Genomic DNA, 18,186 nt, shown 5'->3' with positions numbered 1-18,186 from the left:
TACCCGATCAAGCCAATGTGCGTGAGTTGTGGTCCGTGCGGAAAATAATCGGCTGCTCGACGATGACCGGCGTCGTCACCACCCCGCGATTAGCCGCCTGAAAAATGATCTTGTCGACCCGTTCGCGCAGCGGCGACTTGGCGCACACCGGGTCGGTCGCCGCCGCGTCACCGGCCAGCATCAGGGCCTGACAGCGACAACCGCCGAAGTCCTTCGCCTTCTCCGGACAACTGCGGCACGGCTCCTGCATCCAGTCGTCGCCGCGGTATGTGTTGAAGGCGCTGCTGTCGTACCAGATCTCGCGCATCGCCATGTCGCGCACGTTCGGCAAGTCCAGTCCCGGCAAGTCACGCGCGTTGTGGCACGGCAGCGCGACGCCGTCGGGTGCCACACCGAGAAACACCGAACCCCAGCCATTCATGCAAGCCTTCGGCCGATCTTCGAAGTAGTCGGGAATCACGAACAGGATCTTGCAGCGCTTGCCGATTTTTTCGCGGTAGGTGGCGACGACGTCTTCGGCGTCGCGCAGCTGCTCGCGGGTTGGCATCAGCTGGTCGCGGTTCTTCATCGCCCAACCGTAATACTGGGTATTGGCCAGCTCCAGATATTCGGCATCGAGCGCCAGCGCCATCTCGATGATCTTGTCGACGTGCGGCAGGTTGTGCCGGTGCAGCACGCAATTGAGCACCATCGGATAGTCGAACTGCTTGATCAACGCCGCGACTTTTTTCTTCAGGTCGAAGGTCTTGGTGCTGCTCAGGAAGTCATTGAGTTCCTTGGTCGAATCCTGAAACGACAGCTGGATATGATCGAGGCCGGCCTGCTTCAATGCCGACAAACGCGCCTCGGTCAGGCCGACGCCGGAGGTGATCAGGTTGGTATAAAAGCCAAGCCGGTGTGCCTCGGTGACCAGTTCTTCGAGGTCGTCGCGCAGCAGCGGTTCGCCACCCGAAAACCCCAACTGCACCGCACCGAGCGCACGCGCTTCCTGCATCACCTTGAACCATTCGGCCGTCGTGAGTTCATTGCGCACCGATGCGTAGTTGACCGGGTTGTAGCAGAACGCGCAATGCAGCGGGCAGCGATAGGTCAGCTCGGCCAGCAGCCAGTAAGGCGGAGACGGAATGGGCTTCATGATCAGACGATCCAGTTCTGCGCGAACGCGTGGGCCAGCAAGCCATCGACATCAGCGCGCAAGCCGGTGGTATTAAATTTCTGCTCCAGCGTTGCGACGATGTGCTCGACGGTGGTGACGCCATCGCACAGCTGCAGGATTTCTCCGGCGCTGGCATTGAGGCGCACCATGCCTTCGGGATACAGCAGCACGTGGCAGTGCTGGGCTTCTTCCCACTGCAGGCGGAAGTGGCGATTCAGTTTGGGTGCAGCCGGCGTGATTTGTTCGTTGGTGGTCGTCATGCGGGATACGCCTTCTCGATCGCGTCAAGCATCGCCCACAGGATGTCGAGCTTGAACTGCAGGATGTCGAGCGCCCGCTCCTGCTGCGCGCGCGTCGTGAAATGCGCCAGCGTCACCGCCATGCCGTGATCGACATCGCGCTGCGCCAGCGGAATCCGGCTCCTGAAATACGCCAGTCCCGATGCCTGTATCCACGGGTAGTGATCGGGCCAGCCGGCCAGCCGGTCCTTGTGGATTTGCGGCGCGAACATCTCGGTGAGCGACGAGCAGACCGCTTCCTGCCATGGCTGGCGGCGCGCGAATTCGACATAGGCATCGCAGGCAAAACGCACGCTGGGCTCGACGTGTTTCAGCGACCAGAGTGCCTCGCGCTCGATACCGGCGGCCGCCCCGAGCTGGGTCCAGGCTTCCATACCACCGGCGGCGTGGCCGCTGTAATCGTCGTAGCCATCATGGTCGAGGATGCGCGAAATCCACTTGCGGCGGGTCTCTCGGTCATTGCAATTGGACAGGATCGCGGCATCCTTTTTCGGGATGATGGACTGGTAGTAAAAGCGATTGATGATCCAGCCGCGAATCTGCGCCGGCGTGCATTGCCCGCTATTGAGCCGCACATTGAACGGATGATGGATGTGGTAACTCTTGCCCTTGGCGCGCAGCTGCTGTTCGAATTCTTCGCGGCTCCAGGGTCGTGCAATCAAATCGGGTGCAATTGGGTTGCTTGCCATTGAGTTGCTCACAATTGAATCTCCATGCCGTCGATGGCGACCTCGATACCATGCTGCGTCAGCACGGCCCGCTCGGCCGAATCTTCGCGCAGGATCGGGTTACTGTTGTTGATGTGGATGAGGATCTTGCGGCTGGCCGGCATGGTGTCGAGGATGGCGATCATGCCGCCGGGACCGCTCTGCGGCAGATGGCCCATCGCCGAGGCCGGTTTTTTGGACAGGCCGAGCGTGATCATTTCGTCTTCGGTCCAGAACGTGCCATCGACCAGCAAGACATCGGCGCTGGCCATCGCACTGGTGATTGCGGGAGTCATTTCACCGAGTCCCGGTGCATAAAACACGCGCTTGCCGCTGGACTGGCTGGTGATCATCAGGCCGATGTTATCGCCCGGATGCGGGTCGTTGCGATGCGGTGAATACGGTGGTGCCTTGCTCGACAGCGCCAGCGGCGTGAAGTGGATCTGCACAAGCGGATCGATCACGAAGGGCTGGCCGTCAGGGGTGATCGTATGGCGTTCGACACCGCAGTAGTGCCCCAGTACAGAAGCAATCGGCAAGCCGGTCGAGATGTCATCAAAGACCTGTCCGGTCGCATACAGCGGCAACGGCGACGAGCGCTCGCGCAGCATCAGCAAGCCGGTCACGTGGTCGATCTGCGCATCCATCAGCAGCACCGCGCAAATGCCGCTGTCGCGGATGGCGCGGGCGGGCTGCAGCGCAGGCGCGAGGGACAACTGGCGCAGGATATCGGGAGAAGCATTGATCAGGACCCAGTCGGTGCCGTTCTCGCTGACCGCGATCGACGACTGAGTGCGGGCGGTTGCACGGATGCTGCCATCGCGCACGCCGCTGCAGTTAAAGCAGTTGCAATTCCATTGCGGGAAACCACCACCGGCGGCTGAACCCAGTATGCGTATTTTCAAGGTAGCTCCGGATAGCCGGGGGCGATGTCGTGGTCGACCTCGATCCCGGCTAGTGTTAATCAATCAGCGGTTGGCGATGTACAACGTGATTTCAAAACCAAAACGGAAGTCGATGGCGGTTGGTGTGGTCCAGGTCATGTGATGCTCCTTGTTGTCTCGTTGATGGAATTGTGGATACCCGGTCAAGGTGCTGCTCGGGTGGATGGATCATGCACCGGCCGGCGCGGATCGGCATGCGCAGATTGACGCGGGAGGGCTCATGATTTTCATGAAAGACTCGCCGGGAGCGGTTACCCTGATGCATATCGCCGCGATCTGCGGCGGACTCCTCCGCACGGCAAAAGTGCCACAGCCTGTGGCACAAATGGACAATACCTCATGCACCTGACCCTGCGCCAACTCCAGATCTTCCTCGCCGTCGCCCGCACCGGCAGCACCACTGCCGCAGCGGGTGCGGTCGCGCTGTCGCAATCAGCCACCAGCGCGGCGCTCAATGAGCTCGAGCATCAGCTGGCGATCAAGCTGTTCGATCGCATCGGCAACAAACTGGTGCTCAACGACAGCGGTCGCGTGCTGCTGCCGCAGGCGCACCAGCTGCTCGATGCGGCGACCAATATCGAACAGCTGTTCCAGATTGCGGATCCGCTCTCGGCGACCGGATTGCGCATCGGTGCCAGCACCACGATCGGCAGTTATCTGCTGCCGACGCTGTTTGCCCAGGCCTTCGGGCGCGCCGCCGCCGGCTATCCGCGTGTGACGATTGCCAACACCGCGCAGATCGTCGCGGCCATCGTCAACTTCGAGGTCGATGTGGGTTTGCTGGAAGGTCCGAGTACCGATCCCGACCTGATCATGCTGCCGTGGATCGACGATGAGCTGATCGTCGTGGCAGCACCGGATTATGCGATCTGGCCGGATGGCCCGGTGTCGCTGGCGCTGCTTGAGTGCGCCGGCTGGCTGTTGCGCGAACCAGGTTCCGGTACGCGCGAAACGGTTGATCAGGCCTTGCGTGTCCACTTGCCCGGCTTGCGCAGCGTCGGCGAATTCGGTAATTCGGAAGCCATCAAGCATGCTGCCGCGGCCGGACTCGGGCTGGCCTGTCTGTCGCGCTGCGTGGTCAGTGATCTGATCGGACTGGGAAGATTGATCGAGCTGAAGACCGCACTGCCGACCTTGCACCGGCAGTTTTATCTGGCCCACAGCAAGCACAAGAATCTATCACCGCGTTTGCGGCATTTTCTGGGATTGTGCCAGCACTGGACGCGGTGAGGGGCGATGGGCATGTGGTACGCATCGGTGCAATGCCCTGCGGTTATTGCACCCTGCATGTTGGCGGCTTGCGGTGGCGATCGTAGGGTGCAATAACCGAAGGGCATTGCACCAAATGCACCGCCCAGGCTCGCCAACGCCCGCTACCCGCCTTGCCTAAAACTGCATCACGACCCGATTGACCAGCGCCCCGCCAGCCACCAGCCACACAAACAGCATCGCCGCCAGCAGTAAAGGCCGCACACCCGCCTGGCGGATCGCCGACAAGCGGGTACCCAGTCCCAGCGCGGCCATCGCCATCGCCAGCAGGAAGGTGTCGATGTCGATCAGTACGGCGACCAGACCGGCGGGCAGCAATGCCAGCGAATTGAAGCCCACCACGGCGACGAAGATGAACGCAAACCACGGCACGGCGAGACGGCCCGGCGCGCTCGACCCGGCCGCGCAGTTCGCGCGCGGCCGGGTCGAGCGCGACACATAGGCCGACAACGCAATCAGAAATGGCGCGAGCATCATCACGCGGACCATCTTGGCGATCACCGCCGTGTTGGCCGCTTCATCACCGATGGAGCGCGCCGCAGCGACGACTTGCGCGACTTCATGGACCGTCGACCCGATGTAGATGCCAAAGGTTGCCGGCGCAATATCGAGCACCTGCCAGTACAGGTTGAGCCGGTACAGCAGCGGGTACAAGAAGATCGATAGCGTACCGAACACCACCACCGTCGAGATCGCCACCGTGACCTGTTCGCTACGCGCCCGCAAGACCGGCTCGGTCGCCAGCACCGCCGCCGCGCCGCAGATCGCGCTACCGGCACCGATCAGGATTGCGGTATCACGTTCGAGCCGGAACACCTTCACGCCCAGGAACAGCGCCATCCCGAAGGTCGAACACAGCATCAGCGCATCGATGACGATGCCGGCCACGCCGACTTCGCCGATCTGCTGCATCGTCAGGCGCAAGCCGTACAGGATGATGCCGATGCGCAGCAGGTTCTGCTTCGCACATTGCACGCCGGCTGCGCTGGTCAGCGCCACGCGCGGGTAGACGCTGTTGCCGAGCACAATGCCCAGCAGGATGGCCAGTGTCAGCGCACTCATGCCATTGGCCGCAAACACCGGCAGCTTGCCCAGCACCATCGCCACAAGCGCGATCGCCGCGCTCAACAACAAACCCGGCAACAGTGCCATACCGCGATCGATGCTCGAGGGTGGGATCAGTAGTCCGGTGGTGGTCATCAGCGTCTCCGTGCGCGGGACCGTAGCGGCCCCGATGTGATCGACTGTAGCGACCCGCCCGACCAAAAGAAAACGCATCCTCTGACTGATCGCTACCTGTAAAACGGGTAGCGCAATCCGCAGCGCAAAAATCATCAGCGGGCGACACCGTCGCGGCCGGTAGAATGCGGCATGACCGATCACCCCCCTCCTTCGCATCCACCCGCTGCGCTCAGCCTGCGCCACAAAATCAACCTGATCTTCGGGCTGATCAGCGTGCTCGTGCTGGGCTTGCTGGTGACGGTACAAATCCAGTCGGCACGCAACAGCGTGCGCGAGGAAATCGAAGCCTCGAACCGCATCGCGGCGCAACTGCTGAGCCGCATCACCTGGTTGTCGGCGATGGGCGGACTGGAACAGCTCGGCGGATTTTTGCAGGAAACCGGCCGCGTCCGCGCCAATGAAATCCGGCTGCAGGACCAGTCCGGCCGGTTGATCTACGCCTCGCCGCCCTCGACCTACAAGGCGGGCCGCGATGCGCCGGACTGGTACGAAACACTGGTCACGCCGCATCTGCCGGCCACCACCATCGTGCTGGCCGGCGGCAAGCTGACCGTCACGCCCAACCCGACCCGCTCCGTGCTCGATGCCTGGGATGACCTCAAGCGCATCGTGCTGGTCGAAGCCTTGCTGCTGCTGGTGGCCGACCTGCTGGTATTCATCATCCTCGGGCGCTGGCTGGCACCGCTGGACCGCATCCAGAATGGCTTGCGTGCCATCGAACGCGGCGACCATGCCGTGCGCCTGCCGCCACTGGGCGGACGCGAAGCGGGCGAACTGGGCCGTACCTTCAACCGGATGGCGCAGGCGGTCGAAGAAAATTTTCAGGTCCGCCAGGCCAGCGCCGATGCTCAGGCCAGGCTAGCCGCACAGCGTGAATTCACGACACTGCTGCATCAGCGCATCGAGGAAGAACGCACCGCGCTGGCGCGCGAACTGCACGACGAACTGGGCCAGTCGCTGACCGCGATGCGCAGCATCGCCAAGTCGCTGATGCAGCAACCGGCGCTGCGCGACGGCAGCTGTCAGCGCAGCGTGCAAATACTGTTCGATACGGCCGGCTCGACCGCCGATGCGCTGCACCGGATGATTCCGCGGCTGCGGCCTATTCAGCTCGACGGCATGGGCGTGGCCGATGCCTTGCGTGACCTGATCACCGAACTGCAGCTGAGTCATCCAGCCCTCAATCTCGCCTTCCGCGCCGACGACGACTTGCCGGCACTGTCCGACGCGACCGACATCACGCTGTATCGCATCGCCCAGGAAGCACTGACCAACGTGATCCGCCATGCCGGTGCCAGCCATGCGACGGTCTGGTTGCGCCAGCAAGGCCCCGACCTGTGCCTATCGATTGCCGATGATGGCAAAGGTGCGACCAGGACGCTGATCCGCGCCGGCCATTACGGCCTGCGCGGCATGCAGGAGCGCACCGAATCGCTGGGCGGCACGCTGCGCTTCCAGCCCGGTGCGCACGGCGGCCTGGTGGTCGACGTGACTATCCCGATGAAAGGCAATCACGCATGAACAAACCCGTGACAGTCATGCTGGTCGATGACCACATGGTGGTGCGTTTCGGTTTTCGCATGCTGCTCGATGCGACGCCGGATATCCGCGTCATCGCCGAAGCCGATTCGGCCGATGCCGCCTATCTGCAATTGCAGTCCTGCCAGCCGGATGTGGTGGTGATGGATATTTCATTTGGCGAGGGCAGCACCGGCGTCGATGCCACGCGCCGTTTGCTGGCCCGCGACAAGCATCTGAAGGTGCTCGGCCTGTCGTCACACGAAAACCCGAGTTACGTGCGCTTCATGCTCAAGGCCGGCGCGCTGGGATATCTGTCCAAGCGCAGCGCGCCGGACGAGCTGATCCATGCGATCCGGCAGGTCGCCAGCGGTCGCATGTACCTCGATGCGCATGTCTCGCAGCGGCTGGCACTGCAGGAATTCGATGGGGCCAAAAACCCGCTGGAGATCCTGTCCGAGCGCGAGTTCGGGGTCTTCATCCAGCTGGCCAAAGGCTTGTCGGTCAACCAGATCGCTATCGATCTGAACATCTCGCCGCGCACGGCCGGCACGCATCTGTATCACGTCAAGCAAAAGCTGGGCGCCGGCAATCAGGCCGAGCTGGCGCTGATCGCGGTGCGACACGGCTTGATCGAAGTCTGATCCGGCCGGACCACATGGAAATTTTCGACCGTATTCTCGGCATCATCCTGCCGGTGTTTTTCATCATCGCGATCGGCTACGGCTACGGCCGCGTGCGCGGTGCGGCCGTCAAGGCCGATATGATTGCGGTCAATACGGTGAGCATGGATGCACTCTGTCCGCTGCTGGTTTTTACGGCGCTGGCGGCACGGGATTTCAACCTCGCGGCCAACGCCAGCCTGATCGCCGGCGGCGCGCTGGTGGCGCTCGGATCGGGCTTGCTGGCCTGGCCGGTGGCGCGCCTGCTCGGCTATGACATGCGTACTTTTTTGCCGCCCATGATGTACAACAATTGCGGCAACATGGGCTTGCCGCTGGCGGTGCTGGCGTTCGGACCGGGCGGCTTGTCGGCGGCGGTGGCGATGTTCATGGCCTGCAATGTCGTGTACTTCACGCTGGGTATCAAGATCATCGAATCCGGCGGCAAGCAGCATGTTTCGCCCTGGGCCTTCCTGAAAAATCCGATGATGCTGGCGATGTTTGCCGGGCTGTTCTTCGCGCTGCTGCGCATTCCGATTCCGGCACCGCTTTTCCAGGCCATGAAGCTGCTGGGTGATGCCAGCATTCCGATCATGCTGTTCGCGCTCGGCGTACGGATGCTCGACATCCGTTTCGATAGCTGGAAAATCGGCGTGACCGGTGCCATCGTCTGTCCGGTGGCGGGTTTGCTGGTGGCACTCGGACTCGATCACGTGCTAGTCCTCAACGCCGCGCAGCGCGGACAGCTGTTCCTGTTCGCGTCGCTGCCGCCGGCCGTGTTCTGCTTCATGGTGGCGGAGCGCTATCAGCAGGAACCGGACAAGGTCGCGTCCATCGTCATGATCGGCAACCTGGCGGCGCTGCTGTTTGTGCCACTGGGATTGTGGCTGGGCCTGCGCTGATCAGGCCACCGACGACAGCTTGAGGCCGACCACGCCGGCGATGATCAATCCCAAACTGACCAGGCGGCCGGTACTGGCCGGCTCACCCAGAAAAAACATGCCGATCAAGGCCGTGCCCACGATACCAACGCCCACCCAGACCGCATAGGCGGTATCGACCGGCAGCGTCTTCATCGCGATCCCCAGCAAACCCAAACTGGCGGCCATGGCCAGCACGGTCAGCACCGAGGGCCACAAGCGCGTAAATCCTTCGGTATGTTTCAGGCCGACAGCCCAGCAGATTTCGAGCAGTCCGGCCAGTAGTAAAAGCATCCAATTCATCATCAACCTCGCAAGAACAAGAGGACGTCCCCGGATCGACATCGAGCAGCGGGGTCGTCCCCGCTTCCCGTGCAGGTGATGGCGACCAGCCTGGCGGCGGGCCTTCCTGGCACCGGGCGGACTGTAACAGATAACGTGGGCGATCCTGCGGGACTACTGTCCCGGCATGGCGAACCCGGGCGTCGTGAAATAAATCACCCGCAAGCCTTGACCTTCCCACGGTGGGAAGCCTGAAACTGATCGTCAACAGAATCATTCAAGGGGTAACTCAATGTCTTCCACTGCGCAACAAGGCACCCATCCATCCATGTCTTCAGTCCATCGTCTGAGCTTGCCGGTTGAAGACATGACGTGTGCATCCTGTGTGGGGCGTGTCGAGCGCGCGCTCAAAGAGGTCGCCGGTGTCCGCACTGCGGCGGTCAATCTCGCCACCGGGCGCGCCGACATCACCTTCACTGGCCTGGCAGATCCGCAGGCGGCTGTCCACGCCATCAAGCGCGCCGGCTACGCCGTTCCCGAAGAGACCACCGTGCTGGCGATCGACGACATGACCTGTGCGTCGTGTGTGGGCCGGGTGGAGAAGGCGCTCGCAACCATCCCGGGCGTGCTCGATGTCACCGTCAATCTGGCGACCGGGCGCGCACAGGTGCGCCACCTTGCTGGGGCCGTCGCGATGGCCGACCTTGAAGCGGCGGTCGAACAGGCGGGTTACACGTCGCGCCGCTTGTCCGCCGACACGGCGACTGCGGGCGATCAGGACGACAAGCGTCGTGACAGCGAGGCACGGTCGCTGCGGCGCGCTTTGCTGATCGCCTCGATCTTCACCCTGCCGGTGTTCATCCTCGAGATGGGCTCGCACCTCATTCCCGCCATGCACCATTGGGTGATGGGGGTGCTGGGCGAGCAGACAAGCTGGAGGATCCAGTTCGCACTCGCGACCCTGGTGCTGTTCGGTCCGGGCCTGCGCTTTTTTCGCAAGGGCGTACCGGCGTTGCTGCGTGGTGCTCCCGACATGAATTCGCTGGTCTCGCTCGGCACGACGGCAGCGTACGGTTACTCGGTGGTCGCGACCTTCGTTCCCGACGTGCTACCGCAGGGCACCGCCAACGTCTATTTCGAAGCCGCCGTGGTCATCGTTACCCTGATCCTGCTCGGACGCACGCTGGAGGCGCGCGCCAAGGGACGCACCTCGCAGGCGATCAAGCGGCTCGTCGGACTGCAGGCCAGGACCGCCCGCGTCCAGCGCAACGGCGTGACGCTCGAACTGGCGCTTGATCAGGTGAGCACCGGTGATGTCGTGCTCGTGCGTCCGGGCGAGAAGGTGCCGGTCGACGGCGAGGTGGTCGAAGGCAGTTCTTATGTGGACGAGAGCATGATCAGCGGTGAGCCGGTGCCGGTGGCGAAGGGAGCGGGTGCCGAAGTCATCGGCGGCACCATCAACAAAACCGGCGCTTTCAGTTTCCGCGTCACCAAGGTCGGCGCGAACACGGTGCTCGCGCAGATCATCCGCCTGGTCGAACAAGCGCAGGGTTCCAAGCTGCCGATCCAGGCGCTGGTCGACAAGGTGACCATGTGGTTCGTTCCGGCGGTGATGGCCGCAGCCGCGCTGACCTTCGTGGTCTGGATGATCTTTGGTCCGGCTCCGGCGCTGAGCTTCGCGCTGGTCAATGCGGTCGCGGTGTTGATCATCGCCTGCCCGTGCGCCATGGGACTGGCCACGCCGACCTCGATCATGGTCGGTACCGGCCGCGCGGCCGAGCTCGGCATTCTTTTCCGCAAGGGTGAAGCCTTGCAGGCGCTGCGCGATGTCAGCGTCATCGCGCTCGACAAGACCGGCACCCTGACCAAAGGACGCCCCGAGCTGACCGACCTCGTCCCTGCCGACGGCTTCGATTACAACGATGTTCTGGCGCTCGTGGCGGCGGTCGAGGCCCGCTCCGAGCATCCGATCGCCGCAGCGATTGTCGCCGCCGCACAGCAGCAGGACATCACGCTCGCTGCCGTCGAGAGCTTCGACGCAAGCCCGGGCTTGGGCGTGTCGGCCAAGGTCGCCGGCCGCACCGTCGCCATCGGCGCGGACCGGTTCATGACGCAGCTCGGTCTGGATGTGGCGCGCTTCCTGCCGACCGCCCGGCGTCTCGGCGAGCAAGGCAAAAGTCCGCTCTACGCCGCCATTGATGGCCGCCTGGCAGCCGTGATCGCGGTGGCTGATCCGATCCGGGAGACGACGCCCGCAGCGATCAAGGCGCTGCATGCGCTCGGACTGAAGGTCGCGATGATCACCGGCGACAATGCGGCTACGGCCGCAGCGATCGCCAGGCAGCTCGGCATCGATGAAGTCGTGGCCGAGGTTCTGCCCGACGGTAAGGTCGCAGCACTGAAGAAGTTGCGGATCAATGGCGCGCGGGTCGCCTTCGTGGGCGATGGCATCAACGACGCGCCGGCGCTCGCCGAAGCCGACGTCGGGCTGGCCATCGGTACGGGCACCGATGTGGCGATCGAGGCCGCCGACGTGGTGCTGATGTCGGGCGATCTGCGTGGCGTGCCGAATGCCATCGCGCTCAGCAAGGCGACGATCCGCAACATCAGGCAAAACCTGTTCTGGGCCTTCGCCTACAACGCCATGCTGATCCCGGTCGCGGCGGGCGCGCTCTATCCGGTAAACGGCAGCTTGCTGTCGCCGGTCTTCGCTGCGGCCGCGATGGCGCTGTCCAGTGTTTTCGTGCTTGGCAACGCGCTCCGGCTCAAGCGCTTCCAGGCCTCGATGACCGTCGACACCCGTAGCACTATCGCGGCAAATCGGACGACGTCGCCCGACGAACGCTGATGCCTGCCCGTCAAGGCACCGGCGCGTAGACTAGGCCACGGTCTTTCGGATGATATTGGATGCGTCTTTCAGGAGAAGAAAATGATGAACATCGGTCAGGCAGCCAAATTTTCAGGCGTCTCGGCGAAGATGATTCGCTACTACGAGCAGCTTGGGTTGATCCCGCAAGCGACCCGCTCTGATGCAGGCTATCGACAATACAGCCCGGCCGACGCACATAGCCTTCGCTTCATCCGTCGTTCACGCGACCTCGGTTTTTCTGTCGAACAGATCGCTGAACTGCTGGCCTTGTGGCGCGACCGTGGCCGCGCCAGCGCCGACGTCAAGACGATGGCGCTGGCGCATGTCGCCGGTCTGAAGGCGAAGATCGTCGAACTGCAATCGATGGCGCAGACGCTCGAGCACCTGGCTGATCATTGCCACGGCAATGACCGCCCGGATTGCCCGATCATTGCGGATCTGGCTGAGCCGACTGCCGCAGCGCAACAGCATTCACCAGCTCAAGATCGGACGCCGCGGTTTGGATCGGGGTCGATACGCCCGAGCCGCCCTGCCGTCGAGCCGCCACGGTAATTGCATCGTGCGCAACGTTAAACCCGATTGCGTCGGGCCTATTTATCAACCAGGAGATCAAGATGCTTCGTTTTACCATTCCAAACATGCATTGCGGCGGCTGCGCCAAGTCCGTCACCAAGGCGCTGCTGAGCGCCGACCCGCAAGCCCGCATCGAAACCGACCTTCCTGCGCATGAGGTCCGGGTCGATAGCACCTTGGACGGGAGCGTATTGCTCGCGGTGTTGAGCGAGGCCGGCTATCCGGCCAGCCAGTGACCCGGGCGACGATCATCTGACAGGTGCTGATGGGGCACACGTCGCAGCCAGCCTGTTAGAAAGGTACTAAGCGGTACTAAGCGGTACGACGCGGTACGACGCCTCGACGGATTGTCTGCGCCAACCGGTCAGGCGGGGTCTTCACCCGCATCAGCACCGAGCAATTGCTGCGCCTCGGCCGCCGGCAACGCTTCTACCGACTTGAGCTTGCGGGCCATCTGACGGCTGCGCACTTCGGCGTTTTCGATATTCTTGGCCGCGCGTTCGAGCGCCACCCGCGTGGCCGACAGCACGTCGCCGAACTTGCCGAATTCGGTCTTGACCGCGCCCAGCACCTGCCAGACTTCGGACGAGCGCTTCTCCAGCGCCAGTGTCCGAAACCCCATCTGCAGGCTGTTGAGCAGGGCCGACAGCGTCGATGGTCCGGCGATGCTGACGCGGTGCACGCGCTGCATGTCGTCGGCCAGTCCGGGCCGGCGCATGACTTCGGCATACAGGCCTTCGGTCGGCAGAAACAGGATCGCGAAGTCGGTGGTCAATGGTGGCGACAAGTACTTCTCAGCGATGGTCTTGGCCTCGCCCCGGATCACGCGTTCGAGCTCGCGCCCGGCGCTGGCGACACCGTCGGCATCGGCGCGGTCGGCCGCATCTGACAGGCGCTCGTACTGCTCCTTCGGAAACTTGGCGTCGATCGGCATCCAGACCGGCGTGGTGCCGTGGTCCTGTCCGGGTAACTTGATGGCGAACTCGACGCGCTCGCCGGTACCGGGCACGGTCTCGACATTCTTCGCATACTGCTCGGGCGTGAGCACTTGTTCGAGCAGCATTTCGAGTTGCACTTCGCCCCAGGTGCCGCGCGTCTTGACGTTGGTCAGCACACGCTTGAGGTCACCGACACCGATCGCCAATTGCTGCATTTCGCCCAGGCCCTGATGGACTTTGTCGAGCCGGTCGGAGACCAGCTTGAATGATTCGCCGAGGCGTTGTTCGAGCGTAGCGTGGAGTTTTTCGTCAACGGTCTTGCGCATCTCTTCGAGCCGCGCGCCGTTGTCGGTCTGCAGGTCCTTGATTTTTTCTTCGAGCGTGGCGCGCACTTCAAGCAGGCGCTGCGCGTTCGATTCGGTCAGCGTGGTCAGCGTTTGCTGCAGCGTGTCGCCGAAGCGTTTGAGTGCCAGCGATTGCTCGTCGCGGCCGCTGTGCGCCTGCTGGGCAATGGCGGTATTGAGCGTGGTCAGCTGCGCCGACAGGGTTTGCTGGAAGTGGGCAAAGTTACTGCCCAGCTCAACGCGGGTGGCTTGCGCCGAGGCTTGCACCTGGCGTTCGAGGCGCTCGGCGGCCAGCGCTTGAGGTGCGGAGTCGCCGCCGCGCGCGCGCATCAGCAACACGATTTGCAGCGCGATCACGACGACCAGCAAAAGTAAAACAGTCAGTTCGACAGGCGTCATTGGATCTTTTCAATAGGGGTTGTACGGGCTCGATCCCATGCTGGTGGTTCACCCTTCACGATTGCGCATCCAATCCGCGGTCTGATAAAACGACGCAATCAGCCGGTCACGCAAAGCTTCCTCGACGCCGATATCCTGCAACGCGAACGCCATGCATTGCATCCACTGGTCACGCACGCTGACACCGATCGGATACGGCAAATGGCGCGCCCGCAAACGCGGATGGCCAAAGCGTTCGATGTACATGTCAGGGCCACCGCTCCAGCCGCTGAGGAACCAGTACAGCTTGTCGCGCGAGCCATCCAGTGCGGCGGGATGCAATGCGCGCAGCTCGGCAAATTCCGGCTCCAGATCCATCAGGTCATAGAAACGGTCGACCAGTTCGCGCACCCGCGCATCGCCACCGATGAGGTCGTACAACAGAGTCGATTCAGTCGTCATCGTCAGGTTCCGCGCAAGGTTTGCAGTGGCGGCTGATTGAGCACATTGCGCAAGCCGGCCCAGCCACCGAAGACCGCGCAAGCAGCACCCACAACGAGTCCGGCGAGCCAGACCACCGGACTGAATTGCCACTCGAAATCGAACACGAAGGTGGCAAGCGACCAGCCGACTGCCGCTGCGCCAGAGGCCGCGAGCAAGCCCGACAAACCACCGACGAGCACGAACTCGATCCACTGCGCTTGCGACAATTGCTTGCGTGTTGCGCCCAGTGCGCGCAACAGGCCGGCCTCACGGGTGCGCTCGTCATGCGAACCGGCCAGTGCCGCGTACAGCACCAGCACGCCCGACACCAGCGTGAACAGGAACAGGAACTCGACCGCAGTAACGACCTGGTCGACCACCGCCTGGATCTGCTTGATGACGTTGCCGACATCGACCACGGTCAGGTTCGGAAAGTCGCGTGTGAGCTGGTTCACCAGTGCGACGTTTTGCGGCGGCAGATGGAATGCGGTGATCCAGGTTTGCGGCGTGCTGGCCATCACCGCCGGGTTCAGGATCACAAAGAAATTGACTTGCATCGAACCCCAGTCGAGCTTGCGCAGACTGGTCACCGGTGCTTCGACCAGCTGGCCGGCGATGTCGAACTTGAGGGTGTCACCGAGCTTCAGGCCGAGCGTCCTGGCCAGGCCTTCCTCGACCGAGGCTTCGGGTTTGCTGTTGTCGAACCAGCGGCCGGCAATGACCTGGTTTTGCGGCGGCAAGCCAGTCATGGTCGACAGATTGAACTCACGCTCGACCAGTCGCTTGGCGCGATCGTCGACATACGCATCGCCACCGATGGCCGCACCGTTGACGGCGATCAGGCGGCCGCGAATCATCGGATACAGGGTCGGGTCGATGACGCCGTTGGCAGTCAGTTCGCCGCGCACGCGCTGAGTCTGATCGGGTTGAATATTGATGACGAACTGGTTGGGCGCATCGGCGGGCGTGGCTTGGCGCCACGCACTGACCAGATCACCCCGCACGACGGTCAGCAAGAGCAGCGCCATCAGGCCGAGCGACAAGGCCACCACTTGCACCACCGTCGCTCCCGGACGGCGCTGCAAGGCCGTGATGGCGAAGCGCCAGCTGGCATGATTGATGAGGCCGCGCATGGCGCGCAGAGATTTCAGGCTGAGCCAGCCGAGCACGGCAAACAGCGCCAGCCCGCCGAGGAATCCACCGGCCGTCAGCAGACCGAGCTTGACGTTCCCGGCCTGCCACAGCAGCAAGCCCACAAAGGTCAGCAAACCAAGACCATACGTCGCCAGCGCAACCGGCTGCGGCGCATCCTGTTCGCGCCGGATCACGCGGTTGTGCGGCACATTGCGCAGCTGCAGCACCGGCGGCAACGCGAAACCGATCAGCAGCAGCAAGCCGGTCGCGATGCCTTGCAACGCCGGCAGAAAACTCGCTGCCGGCAAGTCGCTGGAGACCAGCTTGCCCAGCCATTCGAGCAGCACAAAATGCGCGCCAAATCCGACCACCGCACCGAGCGCACTGCCCACCAGACCAATGAGGAAAAATTCGACCAGATACAGCAGCGTGACCTGATTTTGCGTCATGCCGAGGCAGCGCAGCATCGCGCAGGAATCGACATGACGCAGCATGAAGCGGCGTGCGGCCATCGCGATGGCCACCGCTGCCAGCATCGCCGATAGCAGGCCGACCAGCGACAGGAATTGTTCGGCGCGTTCGAGCGTGGCGCGCATCTGCGGCTGGCCGCTGTCAAGTGACTCCAGGCGGATACCCTTGATCGCGTTCTTGTCGATGCTGCTCTCCACCCATTGCTGGAACGCGGTGGCAGTTTCGGGTGTACCGGCCACCAGCAGACGATAGGTAATCCGCGAGCCGTACTGGATCAGTTTGGTGCTCGCGAGATCGGTCTCCGCCAGCATCACGCGCGGCGCAAAATTCATGAAGCCGGCACCGCGATCCGGCTCGGAAGCGATCACGCGGGCTATCTTGAATTGCCTGTCACCGAGTTTCAGGGTGCTGCCAACCTGCAGATCAAGCGCCAGCAGCAGGGTCGGATCAACCCAGACTGTGCCGGCCGCCGGGATGTCGCGCGTCGTCACGCCATCGTCGGTACCGTTCGATGCGACCTTCAGATTGCCGCGCAGCGGATAACCGGTACTCACGGCTTTCACGGAGGCGAGTTTCGATTGCATGGCATCGCCTTCGCCGGCCAGCGCCATGCTCGGGAAGACGACGGTCTCGGCCAGCGTCAGCCCGCGTTTGCGGGCTTCGGATCGCCACAGTTCGCTAATCGGTGCATCACCACGGATCACCAGGTCGGCACCCAGCAATTGGTGGGCATCGCGGTTCAGGCCGGTGCGCATGCGGTCGACAAAAAAGCTCACCGAGGTTAGCGCCGATACCGCGACCACCAGCGCCACGAGAAGAAAGCGCAGTTCGCCGGCACGCCAGTCGCGCAGCGTCATGCGCAGCGATTGCACCAGGGTACGTAACATCAGGCGGGCTGCCCGTCAAAAAAGGTATCGACTTCGGCCAGGTATTTGTGCCGGGTCGCACCATCGAGGAAGGCAGCATCAAAGCTGTTGCGCGCCAGCACGCGGGCGTGCTCGCGCGTCAGTGGCAGCGCCTCGAAGGTGGCGATGAAGTTGTCGTTCATGTAACCGCCGAAATAGGCCGGATCATCCGAGTTGACGGTGACCACCAGGCCGGCATCCAGCAGCTGCAGCAGGTTGTGATTAGCCAGCTGGTCGACCACGCGCAGCTTCAGGTTCGACAGCGGACACACCGTCAGCGGAATGCGTTCATGCGCCAGCCGTGCCGTCAACGCGGCGTCTTCGAGGCAGCGCACGCCGTGGTCGATGCGTTCGACTTTCAGCACGTCGAGAGCCGAGGTGATGTAGGCCGGCGGGCCTTCTTCGCCGGCATGGGCAACCAGATGCAGGCCGAGCTGGCGGCACTTGGCAAATACGCGGGCAAATTTCTCCGGCGGATGACCGAGCTCGGATGAATCGAGTCCGACGCCGATGAATTTATCCCGCAGCGGCAGCGCCAGTTCAAGCGTATCGAACGCGTCGTCTTCGGACAGATGGCGCAGGAAGCACAGGATCAGCGCGCCGGTCATGCCCCATTCCTGTTGCGCATCCTGCAACGCGCGCCAAATCCCATTGATGACGAATTCCATCGGCACGCCGCGGGCGGTATGGGTTTGCGGATCGAAGAATAATTCGGTGTGCCGGACCTGGTCCTGCTGCGCGCGCAGCAGATAGGCGCGCGTCATGTCATAAAAATCCTGCTCGGTCAGCAGGACGCTGGCACCGGCGTAGTAAATATCGAGAAAAGACTGCAGATCGGTAAAGGCATATGCCGCACGCAACGCATCGACGGACTCGAAAGCCAATGCCACGTTGTTGCGTCGGGCCAGTGCAAAAATCAGTTCCGGTTCGAGTGAACCTTCGATGTGGATGTGCAGCTCTGCTTTTGGCATCTGCTGCAGGGTGTGGCGCAATGCATCATTCATGCGGATATCCTTGAAAGTAACGGGCCATGATAAAGGAATCGTCCAAAAAAAACCGCCGGCGCGATCGGCCGGCGGTTTTTGATTGACG

Annotated in this window: 18 protein-coding genes; 7 read left to right on the top strand and 11 right to left on the bottom strand. The window is 62.8% G+C overall.

Annotated elements, in window-relative coordinates; all coding sequences use genetic code 11:
* Nucleotides 1–7: 7 nt before the first annotated feature.
* The 5 genes from pqqE to pqqA all read right to left on the bottom strand — a co-directional run bounded on the left by pqqE (nucleotide 8) and on the right by pqqA (nucleotide 3,205).
* Entirely contained in the window at nucleotides 8–1,135 is a 1,128-nt protein-coding gene (gene pqqE, locus RHM62_RS08510; RefSeq protein ID WP_322125071.1) for a pyrroloquinoline quinone biosynthesis protein PqqE, read from the bottom strand.
* Between the two features lie 2 nt (nucleotides 1,136–1,137).
* Nucleotides 1,138–1,416, bottom strand: a complete 279-nt coding sequence (gene pqqD / locus RHM62_RS08505; protein WP_322125070.1) for a pyrroloquinoline quinone biosynthesis peptide chaperone PqqD — start codon at nucleotides 1,414–1,416, stop codon at nucleotides 1,138–1,140.
* Nucleotides 1,413–2,144: a pyrroloquinoline-quinone synthase PqqC gene (pqqC, locus tag RHM62_RS08500; RefSeq protein ID WP_322125069.1), complete on the bottom strand. Its 732-nt coding sequence runs from the start codon at nucleotides 2,142–2,144 to the stop codon at nucleotides 1,413–1,415. Before pqqC ends, pqqD begins: the two co-directional genes overlap by 4 nt.
* An 8-nt stretch (nucleotides 2,145–2,152) precedes the next feature.
* Nucleotides 2,153–3,067, bottom strand: a complete 915-nt coding sequence (pqqB, locus tag RHM62_RS08495; protein ID WP_322125068.1) for a pyrroloquinoline quinone biosynthesis protein PqqB — start codon at nucleotides 3,065–3,067, stop codon at nucleotides 2,153–2,155.
* A gap of 63 nt (nucleotides 3,068–3,130) precedes the next feature.
* Nucleotides 3,131–3,205: a pyrroloquinoline quinone precursor peptide PqqA gene (gene pqqA, locus RHM62_RS19040; protein WP_139079446.1), complete on the bottom strand. Its 75-nt coding sequence runs from the start codon at nucleotides 3,203–3,205 to the stop codon at nucleotides 3,131–3,133.
* Between the two features lie 240 nt (nucleotides 3,206–3,445).
* Here pqqA and RHM62_RS08490 point away from each other — a divergent pair, with 240 nt between their 5' ends.
* Entirely contained in the window at nucleotides 3,446–4,336 is an 891-nt protein-coding gene (locus RHM62_RS08490; RefSeq protein ID WP_322125067.1) for a LysR family transcriptional regulator, read from the top strand.
* Between the two features lie 156 nt (nucleotides 4,337–4,492).
* Here RHM62_RS08490 and RHM62_RS08485 read toward each other — a convergent pair whose 3' ends face one another.
* On the bottom strand, nucleotides 4,493–5,575 hold the full coding sequence (locus RHM62_RS08485; RefSeq protein WP_322125066.1) for a YeiH family protein: 1,083 nt from the start codon (nucleotides 5,573–5,575) through the stop codon (nucleotides 4,493–4,495).
* A 171-nt stretch (nucleotides 5,576–5,746) separates the two neighbouring features.
* Here RHM62_RS08485 and RHM62_RS08480 point away from each other — a divergent pair, with 171 nt between their 5' ends.
* From RHM62_RS08480 to RHM62_RS08470, 3 genes are read left to right on the top strand one after another with little or no spacing between them, the layout of a single operon-like run.
* Complete coding sequence (locus RHM62_RS08480) at nucleotides 5,747–7,138, top strand: HAMP domain-containing protein (RefSeq protein WP_322125065.1); 1,392 nt, start codon at nucleotides 5,747–5,749, stop codon at nucleotides 7,136–7,138.
* Nucleotides 7,135–7,779, top strand: a complete 645-nt coding sequence (locus RHM62_RS08475) for a response regulator transcription factor (RefSeq protein ID WP_322125064.1) — start codon at nucleotides 7,135–7,137, stop codon at nucleotides 7,777–7,779. The genes RHM62_RS08480 and RHM62_RS08475 overlap by 4 nt, the downstream gene beginning before the upstream one ends.
* A gap of 14 nt (nucleotides 7,780–7,793) precedes the next feature.
* Nucleotides 7,794–8,699, top strand: a complete 906-nt coding sequence (locus RHM62_RS08470) for an AEC family transporter (RefSeq protein ID WP_322125063.1) — start codon at nucleotides 7,794–7,796, stop codon at nucleotides 8,697–8,699.
* Here the strand turns inward: RHM62_RS08470 and sugE are convergent, their stop codons facing one another.
* Nucleotides 8,700–9,020, bottom strand: coding sequence for a quaternary ammonium compound efflux SMR transporter SugE (sugE, locus tag RHM62_RS08465; RefSeq protein WP_322125360.1), 321 nt, complete (start codon nucleotides 9,018–9,020; stop codon nucleotides 8,700–8,702).
* 307 nt (nucleotides 9,021–9,327) lie between these two features.
* On the opposite strand from sugE, the gene RHM62_RS08460 reads away from it, so the two are divergent.
* From RHM62_RS08460 to RHM62_RS08450, 3 genes are all read left to right on the top strand, one after another.
* Nucleotides 9,328–11,847 carry a heavy metal translocating P-type ATPase gene (locus RHM62_RS08460; RefSeq protein ID WP_322125062.1) on the top strand — a complete coding sequence of 840 codons (2,520 nt, stop codon included), beginning with the start codon at nucleotides 9,328–9,330 and terminating at the stop codon, nucleotides 11,845–11,847.
* Between the two features lie 84 nt (nucleotides 11,848–11,931).
* Complete coding sequence (cueR, locus tag RHM62_RS08455; RefSeq protein WP_322125359.1) at nucleotides 11,932–12,420, top strand: Cu(I)-responsive transcriptional regulator; 489 nt, start codon at nucleotides 11,932–11,934, stop codon at nucleotides 12,418–12,420.
* A gap of 62 nt (nucleotides 12,421–12,482) precedes the next feature.
* The gene (locus tag RHM62_RS08450) at nucleotides 12,483–12,677 is read left to right on the top strand and encodes a heavy-metal-associated domain-containing protein (protein ID WP_322125061.1); all 195 of its coding nucleotides are present in this window, start codon (nucleotides 12,483–12,485) and stop codon (nucleotides 12,675–12,677) included.
* 128 nt (nucleotides 12,678–12,805) lie between these two features.
* On the opposite strand, the gene RHM62_RS08445 is transcribed toward RHM62_RS08450, so the two are convergent.
* The 4 genes from RHM62_RS08445 to RHM62_RS08430 are packed head-to-tail and all read right to left on the bottom strand — an operon-like array spanning nucleotide 12,806 to nucleotide 18,098.
* Entirely contained in the window at nucleotides 12,806–14,122 is a 1,317-nt protein-coding gene (locus RHM62_RS08445) for a DNA recombination protein RmuC (RefSeq protein WP_322125060.1), read from the bottom strand.
* A gap of 48 nt (nucleotides 14,123–14,170) precedes the next feature.
* Nucleotides 14,171–14,563 (bottom strand): group II truncated hemoglobin, encoded by a 393-nt coding sequence (locus tag RHM62_RS08440; protein ID WP_322125059.1) that lies wholly within the window; start codon nucleotides 14,561–14,563, stop codon nucleotides 14,171–14,173.
* Nucleotides 14,564–14,565: 2 nt separating this feature from the next.
* The gene (locus RHM62_RS08435; protein WP_322125058.1) at nucleotides 14,566–17,076 is read right to left on the bottom strand and encodes an ABC transporter permease; all 2,511 of its coding nucleotides are present in this window, start codon (nucleotides 17,074–17,076) and stop codon (nucleotides 14,566–14,568) included.
* Entirely contained in the window at nucleotides 17,076–18,098 is a 1,023-nt protein-coding gene (locus RHM62_RS08430; protein WP_322125057.1) for an adenosine deaminase, read from the bottom strand. Before RHM62_RS08430 ends, RHM62_RS08435 begins: the two co-directional genes overlap by 1 nt.
* Nucleotides 18,099–18,186 lie beyond the last annotated feature (88 nt).

Origin of the sequence: Actimicrobium sp. CCC2.4 (assembly GCF_034347385.1) — a bacterium.
Taxonomy (GTDB): domain Bacteria; phylum Pseudomonadota; class Gammaproteobacteria; order Burkholderiales; family Burkholderiaceae_D; genus Actimicrobium.
Note: the sequence above shows the minus strand (reverse complement) of the source record. Positions and strands in the feature narration are given on the sequence as shown.